This is a genomic window from Phocaeicola oris, from assembly GCF_021295095.1.
Taxonomy (GTDB): domain Bacteria; phylum Bacteroidota; class Bacteroidia; order Bacteroidales; family Bacteroidaceae; genus Phocaeicola; species Phocaeicola oris.
Genome location: NZ_JAJLQX010000020.1, coordinates 48,255 through 59,986, shown reverse-complemented (window position 1 = coordinate 59,986; position 11,732 = coordinate 48,255). Strand labels below are relative to the sequence as shown.

General features: G+C 41.7%; 10 protein-coding genes, 2 tRNA genes and 1 pseudogene. 7 read left to right on the top strand and 6 right to left on the bottom strand.

The genetic code is table 11. From position 1 onward, the window contains the following. The 6 genes and pseudogenes from LO761_RS10285 to LO761_RS12565 form a co-directional block, all read left to right on the top strand. Nucleotides 1-108 (top strand): annotated as a pseudogene (locus tag LO761_RS10285) (IS982 family transposase); the annotation flags it as partial. Nucleotides 109-853: 745 nt separating this feature from the next. Beyond that, nucleotides 854-1,006, top strand: a complete 153-nt coding sequence (locus LO761_RS10280; RefSeq protein WP_272818200.1) for a hypothetical protein — start codon at nucleotides 854-856, stop codon at nucleotides 1,004-1,006. 100 nt (nucleotides 1,007-1,106) lie between these two features. Further along, complete coding sequence (locus LO761_RS10275; RefSeq protein ID WP_272818199.1) at nucleotides 1,107-2,555, top strand: hypothetical protein; 1,449 nt, start codon at nucleotides 1,107-1,109, stop codon at nucleotides 2,553-2,555. Nucleotides 2,556-2,696: 141 nt separating this feature from the next. Continuing rightward, nucleotides 2,697-2,966, top strand: coding sequence for a toxin-antitoxin system protein (locus LO761_RS10270; RefSeq protein WP_272818198.1), 270 nt, complete (start codon nucleotides 2,697-2,699; stop codon nucleotides 2,964-2,966). After that, nucleotides 2,953-3,231 (top strand): type II toxin-antitoxin system YafQ family toxin, encoded by a 279-nt coding sequence (locus LO761_RS10265; RefSeq protein WP_272818197.1) that lies wholly within the window; start codon nucleotides 2,953-2,955, stop codon nucleotides 3,229-3,231. The genes LO761_RS10270 and LO761_RS10265 overlap by 14 nt, the downstream gene beginning before the upstream one ends. Nucleotides 3,232-3,405: 174 nt before the next feature. Further along, entirely contained in the window at nucleotides 3,406-3,825 is a 420-nt protein-coding gene (locus LO761_RS12565) for a DUF6261 family protein (protein ID WP_336385772.1), read from the top strand. 86 nt (nucleotides 3,826-3,911) lie between these two features. Here the strand turns inward: LO761_RS12565 and rmuC are convergent, their stop codons facing one another. From rmuC to LO761_RS10240, 4 genes are all read right to left on the bottom strand, one after another. Next, nucleotides 3,912-5,654, bottom strand: a complete 1,743-nt coding sequence (rmuC, locus tag LO761_RS10255) for a DNA recombination protein RmuC (RefSeq protein WP_272818196.1) — start codon at nucleotides 5,652-5,654, stop codon at nucleotides 3,912-3,914. Between the two features lie 348 nt (nucleotides 5,655-6,002). Continuing rightward, nucleotides 6,003-7,283, bottom strand: a complete 1,281-nt coding sequence (locus tag LO761_RS10250) for an Ig-like domain-containing protein (RefSeq protein ID WP_272818195.1) — start codon at nucleotides 7,281-7,283, stop codon at nucleotides 6,003-6,005. 120 nt (nucleotides 7,284-7,403) lie between these two features. Beyond that, entirely contained in the window at nucleotides 7,404-8,270 is an 867-nt protein-coding gene (locus LO761_RS10245) for an Ig-like domain-containing protein (protein ID WP_272818194.1), read from the bottom strand. A gap of 1,326 nt (nucleotides 8,271-9,596) precedes the next feature. Beyond that, nucleotides 9,597-10,217 (bottom strand): 3-keto-disaccharide hydrolase, encoded by a 621-nt coding sequence (locus LO761_RS10240; RefSeq protein WP_272818193.1) that lies wholly within the window; start codon nucleotides 10,215-10,217, stop codon nucleotides 9,597-9,599. A 169-nt stretch (nucleotides 10,218-10,386) separates the two neighbouring features. Here LO761_RS10240 and LO761_RS10235 point away from each other — a divergent pair, with 169 nt between their 5' ends. Further along, nucleotides 10,387-11,463: an acyltransferase gene (locus LO761_RS10235; protein ID WP_272818192.1), complete on the top strand. Its 1,077-nt coding sequence runs from the start codon at nucleotides 10,387-10,389 to the stop codon at nucleotides 11,461-11,463. 88 nt (nucleotides 11,464-11,551) lie between these two features. Here LO761_RS10235 and LO761_RS10230 read toward each other — a convergent pair. Both LO761_RS10230 and LO761_RS10225 read right to left on the bottom strand, forming a co-directional pair. Beyond that, nucleotides 11,552-11,636 (bottom strand) — tRNA-Leu (locus LO761_RS10230). Between the two features lie 13 nt (nucleotides 11,637-11,649). After that, a tRNA-Gly gene (locus LO761_RS10225) sits at nucleotides 11,650-11,722 on the bottom strand. Nucleotides 11,723-11,732: the final 10 nt, after the last annotated feature.

The following is an 11,732-nucleotide window of genomic DNA, read 5'->3' as shown; positions in this document are numbered from 1 at the left end:
AATTTCATGGTCAACCTCTTGGCTGCAATAGCAGCATACTGCTGTTTTCCAAAGAAGCCGTGTATCAATGTTACCAGAACAATTGATACACAGCTTGCCTTATTTTGAATTCGTCGAACTCACGTTATTTAGATTGGAGCGTTACGCTCTCTATCTTTCCGCTGTGATAGATTTCTTTTGGCTGAGCATGAACACTCATCATGCAGCACATCATCAATAGAAACACGATATTCTTTTTCATATTATTTATTAGTTGTTTTAACGTGAATTCGATATGATTGGATAAACTTATTTTTGATTATTAACAACATAGCGATAAAAGTATTCTATTGATAGCGTCCAATTATACTATAAAACGATTACCGCTCTGTTTACCGAAGACAAAATTATCGAAATATTCCATATGGTAGATGACTTTTGCAAGGAATTTGCATCCGGACAGAAAAAATATATCGTTGATGATAAGCATTGTCATCATCGTAACATGGTTTAATGAAAAATTTTTGCATTTTCCTTGCATAAATTAAACTTAATACTTAGCTTTGCCTCCGAAATCATCAACGTGGTGATTTACATCCGATTATATAAATGTGTAAAGTGCGAAACTATTTTAATTATAACGTGAATTTTAAGACAAATTATTTGGCCGTTCCAAATAATTTGCTAACACACATTCTAACCGCCCATACTTAGGCACATTTTTCCGTCTTTTTATACGCGCGCGTGTAAGCGCCGAAACCCTTATCCGTAAGGGGATTCCAACGAATCCTCTTGACCCTTTTTATACCCTCTCGCAAAACTCGCAAAAGAACATTATAAGAATTAAATTCACTCACTCAAAATAATATAAGTTATGAACAAAAAATCAGAAAAGAATCAAAGTAAAAAGAAGCGGGCTTACGTGAGTCCGCAAGTGGCAGTCATTGAAATGGTGACCGAAAACTCGCTGCTCGTTGCCAGCGGCAACGCCGGCAACATCGGGCAGGGCGACCCTTACGGCGAGTAGGGCGCGTTTATTGAGGATGAGGATACCTTGGATAATTTCGGTAACCTCTGAGATGACCAACAAGTGAACCATGAATAATTAAACAAAAAACAAACAAGTTATGACAACAAGACATTTATCAGTATTGTCGCTGCTATTCGCGGCACTGTTCATCACAGGTTGCGCCGGCGATGAGATGCCACAGCAACCGAACGGCGGCGGAACAAAAGGAAATACCGCCACAGCCACCACCACCTTTACAGGTGAGACGCAGGTTCCTGCCACGGTGGGCGCAAATACCGCCAGCCTTACGACCCGCACAGCAGCCACCCACAATGTGGTCTATACCAACACCAATGCAGCCGACAAGGTGGAAATCAAGAGCGAACAGACGCAATCTACTCCTAACAACTTCGACCATCTCGGCGAATCGGGCGACTGCGGTGTAGCAACAGCCACAGGCAGCGCAGGCAACTACAAGTTTACCCTAAACCATAAATCATCCTATCTCTGTCTGCTCCCACGCTCGACCAATTCCGTGCTTCAGGGCTGCAGCCTGACTAAGATTGAGGTAGAGGGCGACAAGAACATTGCGGGCACATTCACACTCACAGAGAATGGACTTTCCTCTGCGCCCACATCCGATGGAGCAAACAGAATCACGTTGACCTGTGGTTCGGCCGGCTTCCCCCTCACTAATACGGGCACCAACATTGAGACCAACGGATCGTACATGGTCATCGCTCCGGGCACCTACAATCTGACGATACGCTACTGGATAAAGGATACCGTTACAAAGGTAGAGGGCACGATAACCAAGACGCTGTCTTCACTCACCTGCGAGGCGGGCAAAATACACGACATCACCGCTAATCTTGGCGTGCGAGATTACTCAGACCGACTTTACTATATGTGGGACGCAGAGAAGCCTTACTGGTATGGTCATGAATGGGATAAGGCAGGCTACACAGCAGGAATGGATCAGCCAACTGTCAACGGTAACACTGGCAGTGCTTACCCCAAGAACAATTCAGATCCTCGTTGGTACAACCCTGCCTACGATGGTTATGGCATAGCGAATTCCGGTAGCCATAATCCACTCTTCAATCCTATCTCCGTCTCTCACGTCCCCAACGCCAACGAGATATCGTGGTATGCGATGCAGGGTGACCCACATTGGGATGCCGACGAACTCTGGACAACTATGGGACATCTTCACAAGGGTGGTATGTGGTTTAAGAAGCATGATAAAATCGACGGCTTCAGTAGCACTGTTTCCGCTGACGGCAGCACCGACCTGCGCACAAACCCCTCCTCAAAAAACTACTCCAATAGTTTAGTTAGCTCTACTCCCCTTTCTGTCAGCGAGCTTCCCAACTACTTCTTCCTGCCTGCTCTTGGCCTCTACGAAAACGGCAAGCTCTACCGCATTAACAGCGCTGGCCACTATTGGTCGTCGAGTGCTCGCCCGTACGGTGACAACAGCGCATACAATATGAATTTCAACTCGGGTGGCGTGATCGTGAGCATCGCTTCCCGTTACGCTAGCTACGCAGCCGTTCCGTTCTAGTAGTCCGCTGTTGTCCACTTGAGATTTGCTCTTTGACATATTGACACACACGATGGGAAAATGAAAAACCCCATTGGATGTTTGGAATTTTTGTTTGTTTGTATTACATTTGCATACAATGTAATCAGAAAGGATAAGAAGATGGATACAATGACAGTAAGAAAGCCGGCATCTTTCAGATTGAACGCAGAATTGCTCGAAACGTTGAAGCGTCGTGCTAAGGCTGCCAATCGCAGCCTGAACAACTATGTGGAAAGCGTGCTGTTTGATGCCATGTACTTTGAGCCTAACGAGGAAACGAAAGCCGCCATTGAGGAGGCCCGCTCGGGAAAACCCTCTGCCGGAGAACTCGATCTCTCTAATTTTGACGCGTTTGTGAAATCTATTGACGAGATTGATGAAACAGATTGAGTACAGCGCCAAGGCAAAGAAAGACTTGAAACGCTATCGGCACAAACCTCGCGAATTGAAAGAACTTTTCAATGTGCTGAAAATGTTAGCGCAGGGACAAGAACTTTCCACACCTTATCATCCTCATCAACTACATGGCGAATACGAAGGCTGTATGGAATGTCATATCAAAAGTGATTTCCGACTTATCTGGATAGATGAAGATTTATCCAAGATACGAGTGCTAAGAGTAGGCAGCCACTCCGAACTTTTCAAGAAATACTGAAACTCCTTTCTCGTCCCACGCTTCAATCAACACGAAGCGTGGGACGATTGTTTTCAACCGTTCGGAACGGTATTTCGTTTCCCCGTCGTGTTGTCAGTGTGGTAGAAACATCGTCGATTTCGCTCGACAGTGCTTTTATGAAAGAAAAAGCGTTGGCGAGCCACTCACCACTCCATTCTTTATAAAAATAGACTTAATGTTCAACTCAAAAAACGAAATGCTTATGAAAACTATAAAAATCAAATCGTTCGACCTCGCCCACACACGTGTGGAGGAAGATTTCGGATTTCAGAAACTCGTTGTGGCAGAAACCGAGAAACTGCCATTGGCTGGCAGCAAGCCCGGACACGCCGCGGGATTGACGCGCTGCGCGACGAGGCATGGCGCGCCATGCGCAAGTATGTGAAAGCCTCGACAAGTTATCCCGTGGCGGAAGTGGCGCAAACTGCCACGGAAGTTTATGAATTGTTCAAGAAGTATGGCGACTTAGCTACGTTGCCGCAGACCGAAGAGACGGGTCGGTTGCACAATCTGCTGCAAGACCTCAATGCCATGGACGACGCGCTCAGCCCCCGTTTTTTATATCCTTACTAATTCTGATGGAACGTACATCCTCTTTTTTGATTACAAAAGTCATCTTTTTGAGAGGTTACTGCTATTAACCAAAACATTCATAAACCTCAAGATTCTGCGCCATCCAATGCCACCATACTATCGTCATTATCTGTTGACTTGGGAAGGTTATACTTTCTCTTAGAATTCTCCTTGGCTCCAAACTTAATAAGGTTGTTGGCCGCAGTAATAATACTTTTGCCTGTAGGAGCTGTGGTCTTCTTCAGATTATCAAAGGCTTGTCGAGTTTTACCCAACTGTTCATCGGCAACATTGAAGCGCTCGTAAAACATCTGTACGCGGTTGACTAACTCATTGGCAGTAGCCATTATATTGTCCTGATTCTCCACCTGTCTCACTTGTCTCCACGTCATTTCCAAAACACGGAGCATCATGTAGAGGTTCTGACTACCCGAAATCACTACTCCCTGATCATAAGCTTCCTTCCAGATTAATGGGTCGTTAGCAAGTGCCAATTGCAAGGCACTCTCGCTATAGATATACATCACCACAAAGTCGAGCTTATTATGTCCCTTCTTCAGATAGCGGCTATAATCCTTGTGTGCCAACTCCTTCACATGGTTGCGTACAGAGAGAATATGACGTGAAAGAGCATCACTACGCAACTTCTCATCGTCACTGTCAAAGTATTCTTCGAAGGCTTTCAACGACATTTTCGAGTCGATAATTACATCGCGTTCGTCAGGGAAGTGCAAAATAACATCCGGCTGCATGCGTCGCCCATTCTCTTCCTCGTGAATCACCATACCGATTTCGTCTCTCATGGTAACTTGCTCTTCAAACTGTATCCCTTCTTCCAGTCCCATGTTCTCCAGCAATGTACGAAGTCGGAGCTCACCGAAATTGCCTTGGGCTTTGTTCTCGCTTGTCAATGCCTGAGCAAGCTTGTCGGCACGATCACCAACTTGTTGTGCCTGCTTCATATTCTCCTTGATCGATTGGTCTAAACGTGCCATCGTTTCAGTCTGTTCACGATCGCTCTTTTCCACGGCTTCTTTCATCTGTCGAAGATTCTCATGTAACGGATTGAGGATGGCAGACATCTGTTCTTTGTTTACTGTAGACAGTTCCTCTGATCGTTTCTTCAAAATCTCTTCTGAGGCAGTATTAATCTGCTCCCGTATTAAGTGCGACTGTTGTTCCATCTGAGACTTCTGCTGTGTGTGAAACTCTTCAAGCTGCTGTTTATAATGCTCCTTCATCTCTACTTTCTGAGCGTCGGAACTCTCCTTGAGCGCGGCTATTGTTTTTTCGTAATGTAGTCTCTGTTCCGATAGTTGATTTTCTCGTTCCTGCTTTTGAGAATCAAACTGTACTTCATATTGCCTTTTAGTTTCATTGAGTTGTTTTTCCGCGTTTTCTTTCAGTGTACTGATAATTTGCTCATATTGCTTTTTTGTCTCACCAAGTTGATTGGATGCTTCCTCTTTCGAATTTAATATCATCTTCTCATATTGAGCCTTTTGCTCTGTCAGTTGACTGTCTTTATCTCTCTTCAGCTCACCCTTCTGCTGCTCGAAAGATTCCTTCAGTTCGTTGGTAGAATTCTTCCATGACTCAACTTGCGACTTCATTACTTCCACTGCCGAGAGAGCCTTATGGTACTCTTGATTCAAAGTATCAAGCTCTATTTGTCTTTCGCTCAATTGTTGGGTAATTTTCTGGCATTCGTGCTCTGTCATTTTCGATTTTATCACAGCGCTTGCCATACGGCTATGCGCAAAAAAGTAACCAGCAGTTATGCCGATAATAAAACAAAGAACAATAATAGAAATAACAGTAATATCCATTGTGCAATCAATTTAAATTAAAGTTCGTACTCTATCATTTTTCCGGCCAATTCTGGGAGAGTGGATTCAAGATAACCAATGATAGGGCTTTTTGGCAAAGATAACTATTTCTCTGTTATGTATCGATCTCCCTCCTATTTTTAATATTCAAAAAACATTCTAAATCTTCCATTAGACACCATTTAGCATAAAGGAATTCGAAGAGAAATAAATATCCATCAATATAAGCAACTATCGTTATGCGCGACAAAAACAAAGTTACTCTGAAAAGAAGCCCGCCATTGATATGAACTTTGTCAATGACGGGCAACTTGGTATTTTTAGATTTTATGTCGAATACGTTATTTATTAATAGCTTTTTTCATAGGTTTTATCTCCAACCTTATATACAATCTTTAGACGTGGTAAAATTGTTGATATGGAAAGTTTTGATGTCACGTCAAAGCTACCACTAACAGAACCACCATCTGCGGCTACAGTTAACTGATAGTCGATTAATGTACCCATACTATATCCGGCACTGCTATTGAAAACTTCGATTGAGGTTATAATGATTTCCTTACTTGAATTATTTGTCACAAACCAATCTACACCAGCAGCATAATTACTTCCCCATGGTGTAATAGATGCACTATTATTACCATTCCACTGCAACCTAACGGTTATAAGCTCTGAAAGGTCGTTAACAACCTTCACATGGATAGCGCAGACATGATGACCATCTTCAGATGTTATGGTTATAGTTGCATTACCTTTTGCGACCGCTGTGTAAGTACCATCGTTACTAATTTTGACAACATGGGGATTAGAAGAAACAGCAGTTACCTTTGAATTTGTAGGATCAGCTGGTGTTATTGTATACAAGTCCTTAATAGAACCAGACTCTCCCTTTACCATAGTTAATGATTCTTTCTTAGCATTAATATCAATAACTCGGATATAATGCTTCCACGAATCAGCTTCGCTTGTTTTCGGACCGTTGATAACAACATAATCTCCAGCTTTTGTTTGCTTTCCTGAATAGGTTCTTGTATATGTAGACCCATTAGCATTAACTAAAGTAACCGTAGTATTGTTAGCTTGAGTGCTTTCTAATACTCCATAGTACACGCATGTATCTCCATATATTTCTTTATAGGCATCAGCATTAGACTTCTGGTTTTTCTTCCAAGAAACAGTTGAGAGACTCTCTAACCTGTTGAAAGTAGTTAATCCATCAAGCCAATAACCTTTAGCCATGCCAATGACAGCAAATCTACTCACTGGGCGCTGATTCATCGTAAGATTGATTTCTACAGCATTATTGTATTTCTTGTAAGAGCCCTCTTTGGTATAAAGAACATCACCTTCCGTGATTGTATTCCCTGAGTTATATACAAGATTATCAGCGTGAACAGCTGTCAGGGCCCCTTCGTCTTTAGAGAAAGTTGTTGAGTCATCCTGCTTAGTTACCTTCCACAATCCGTTACCTTCGTACTGAAGATTACAGATATTATTCTCATCTCCATCTATAGACATGACGATTTTGTCTCCAACATTCCAATCGCTTTTGTCCGTGGCAGCACGTGTCGAACAACCCGTATTAACGTTGACAATAAACTTGAAATTGTCGAAATTTGAGGAAGCCACTGTCAAGGATTCTTCTATATCATTTGAACAACCTGTTATTATTAAACTTACTAATACAAGAGAAAACAAGCTTAATTTGTTGATAATATTCTTCATTTTCATTTTTTTCTATATTAATCGTTACCATTTTTGCGCATCCCCATAAGGATCATAACCTACATTCTCCGACTTTTTAACAGCAACAGTGCATGAAGCCACCTTATTACCATCATCTGTCGTTACTGAGATTACGACAGTACCTACTTTTACTGCAGTTACTAAGCCCTTATCGTTTACAGAGGCTACGGAGTCATCACTTGATGACCATGTTACCTTGGTGTTAGAAGCATCAGAAGGATTGATTGTCTCAGTTAATTGGATGGTTTCACCAGTAATCATCGAAAGGGAAGTTTGACTGAGTGACACTCCTTCAACCGGAACGGTGACTGCAACATTACAGGTTGCTTTGAAATTGCCATCCAAAGATGTTGCTGTGATTACGACATTTCCACCATTGACAGCTGTAATAGCACCATCCTTGACTGTAGCTATTTTGTTGTCACTTGAAGCCCACGTCACATCTTTATTAGTGACATCTTCAGGTAATACTTTTGCAACAAGAGTCTCTGTAGTACCCTTGACTAAAGTAAGTTTGGTAGATGAAAGAGAGATTCCTGTCGCTTTTACATCAACAGTTACACTACAAGTAGCAGTAAATTCACCGACCTTAGCTGTAATGGTAGTAGAACCAGCTTTTAGCGCAGTAAGTTTACCATCAGAAACTGAGGCAACGGAAGAGTCTGAACTGCTCCATAAAATTGTTTTTTCTGTAGCATCTGGAGGTGTAATTGTAGCTACAAGGCGCAAAGTGTCACCTTTATGCATACTCACAGATGTTTCGTTTAACGAAATTCCTGTTGCAGGGACATCATCATCACTGCAAAAAGACAATCCTATTGCCGCAATAAACAAGCATAGGATAAATAGGAAACTTTTTACTTTATCCATACTTTTAAAATTTAAGTATTAATTATTGGCATATAATAAAAAAGCGTGGAACTCGGTTACCCGTTCCACACTTCGAAGCTCTCGCATTGCCCATCTCAGTTGAACGAGCAACGCAGAAGCCCACGCCGATATATAATCCATCCCAAACTGTACACCTATATTATATAGGCATACGACGAGTAGCATGTATATTACATACCTCATGAACATCTACCGTTGCCTCATCCTTGACTGAGATTGAAATTTGCGAGATTTCGAAGTATCAAGAACAAAGCGTCAAGTAAACGCCTTTTCATTATGTCATCCCCAATTCAATCATCCACGCTCTCTGTGTGAACAATATCATAGAGACAATCGCAAATTTATTTATTTTATTCATAAGTTCCAAATTATTATTTTAAAAACTAAAAAACTTTCAATAAACTCCCAATTCAATACCTCACACTCATTTAATACCTTTCATCTATCAATTCTCTTAAATTCTTATCTCCACCCTTGTGCTTAATATTCAGATTTATGCCGCTATAGAAATCCATTGGGATACTTTCATAGCACGCTGCGGAAAAAGGATAACAAACTTAAAGGAATGACTGCAAAGATGTATTCAGTTCTTTGATGTTCATATTAAAATAATTTTGTATATTTGCATTTGAAGCATGGACTGCCGGAAAATGAAATACGCAGTACCTCGCAGGTGATGGGTACGTAAACAGACTGAGTACAGTGGCAGTACCATGTTAACCTGAAGCAGAGGCAGGACACCGGCTATCTAACCGTATGAAGCGGAATCTCTACGTGTGGATGTTCCAATAATTAGGACGGCGGACGTGAGGGCCTGCCTCACGATTTTTTTATAAATAGAGACATGCTGCTTGCATGTTTGGTTTCACATCTGCATATAGAAGACGATTGACATACAACTTACATTATTCCTTCACTCAAAGCTCATCTTATTTTGCCGCAAATATGTATGATACAATTAACCTATGGCAACATTTCAAGACTAATGGATTTTCGTACACGATGAAAGCGAAGTCATGTCAGACTTAAGTTTCCTATTAAAGCGGTGTTACAGTATGTTTAAACGACGTTTTTGCTTCTTCGCCAGATTCATTGAAATTATCATCAAGATGACTGGAAAAAGTGATCCGCATGAATCGTTCAACTCATGCGGATGAATCACACAACTCATGCGGATGAATCGTTCAACTCATACGCATCACTTTTCACGTTCATACGCAACACCGAAAGCACTTATCCTTTTCTCCTCACTCGGAGGTAATGATCACCCTGTCAAAGCTACTTTATCGATTTTAAAACCAATCTTTACTTCTTTATATATACGTTACGGAATTGAATGGGACCGCCTTCACTCTGCAGAGCGATATATCCTTCGGTATCTTCGCAATCAGCCTCATTCACCAGTATGCCATTGACTGTTGCGGTGTAATGATTATCTTTACAGGTAATAGCGGTGGTATTCCACTCCCCGATAGGCTTCTCTGTGGTTTCATCTGTTAATGCCGACTTGAAACAAACCGGGCCTTCAGACGCTACACCCAAAAGTTTAACGGCACTGATCAGCACACCCAACTGCCCGTCTTTCATCTGCATTTGAATTCCTTTAGGCCATATACGGTCTTCATCGCCTAATGCCACATAAATGCCACTGTCATAACGTGCTCCTTCCGACCAACGCCACTCCACCGATAAAGTAAAATTCTTATATCTTTCTTGTGTTCGGATATAACCGTTCGGCTTTCCGGTTACATTAATCACACCATCCTGTACAGAGAAAACGTTATCAACTGAAGAATGACTTTCCGGATCAACAAAACCAACCCAATTCGACAAGTCTTTACCATTAAAAAGAGCTGTTCCCTTATTGCTACATGCTGAGCATAAGGAGATTACCATAACCGATAAGAATAATATTTTTGCTTTCATAATTATATGATTTGCCGTAAAAATAAAAAAAAGGAAGAAGCAAAACAAGAAAAAGTTCGAAAAGAAAAAAGCTATTTAAACATCGGATTAGGCAGAAATTCAGAATTTAATTATATTTGCAGCCTTACGTTATTATTTAAATAAATATTTAAACTTTAAATCTAAAAGGATGATAACAGAAAATGCTCAAAAGGTTAAAAACAGGAACTTTGCGCTCGATATTGTACGCGTCTTGGCCTGTCTGCTTGTCGTATGGCAACACTCCAGTGAATTATACTATATTAGTCCGCAAGGTGAAGTCGTTCGCGAACACAGCACATATTTAATTGGTATCATTGACAGTGTAGCCCGTACTGCCGTTCCATTGTTTGTGATGATTTCCGGGTACTTCTTGCTGCCAATGAAAGATACATTCACCAACTTCTTCAAGAAAAGGATGAACCGTATTCTTTTCCCGTTCATTTTCTGGTGTATCATTTATGCGCTATTCGGTGTCCTGACTAAAGGAGACACTATTCAGCAGTGCCTTATTAACATCGCTCATATTCCGGTAAACTATGGAACTGAAGTCGGTCACTTATGGTATGTTTACATGCTTATCGGGCTGTACCTGTTAGTTCCCATCCTCTCGCCTTGGCTGCAGAGCTGCACAAAGAAACAACTTGAAGTATACCTCGGCATTTGGATATTCACTTGTTTCTTGCCATATATCCATCTGTTATTCCCAAGCATCTTGGGTGAATGCTACTGGAACGCCTCTCCATTATTATACTATTTCTATGGAATGGCAGGCTATTTCATCCTCGGATTTTACGTCAAGAAGTACGGAACTCCGAAAGCTATCGTATCAGCAATCATATTAATAGTAGGATACATAGCTACTGTGGTAATTTACAACTCACGTATCGCGACAGCCGAGAGCATTCATTCACTTGAACTCAGTTGGGATTACTGTGCTGTCAATGTAGCCATGATGACATTGGGTATCTTCGGTTTGGTTACAAAGATTACATACGACGGACATAGCAAATTCCGTTCATTACTCACCGACGCAGCAACCCGCGGATACGGAATATACTTAGGACATATCATCATCCTTACCCTGCTCAGTCCATACATAGTAAACAAATGGGGCAGCGTAGTCATTGAAGTACCGATATTATCTGTTACGGTTTTAATACTCACTTATATCGGCATCCGAATCCTTTCATATTTACCGAAAGCGAAATGGTGGTTAGGCATTTGAATACATTACCATTAATCCCTATCAAAGTCTGTTATTAACAATAAAAACCGCCAACCATTAGAAACAATGAGTTGACGGTTTTTTGTTGTACTCGAAGCGGGACTTGAACCCGCACAGGCGCAATGCCCAAGGGATTTTAAGTCCCTCGTGTCTACCGATTCCACCATTCGAGCATCCTCAAATGAGAGCGGAAAACGAGACTCGAACTCGCGACCCCGACCTTGGCAAGGTCGTGCTCTACCAACTGAGCTATTTCCGCGTTTACTTAG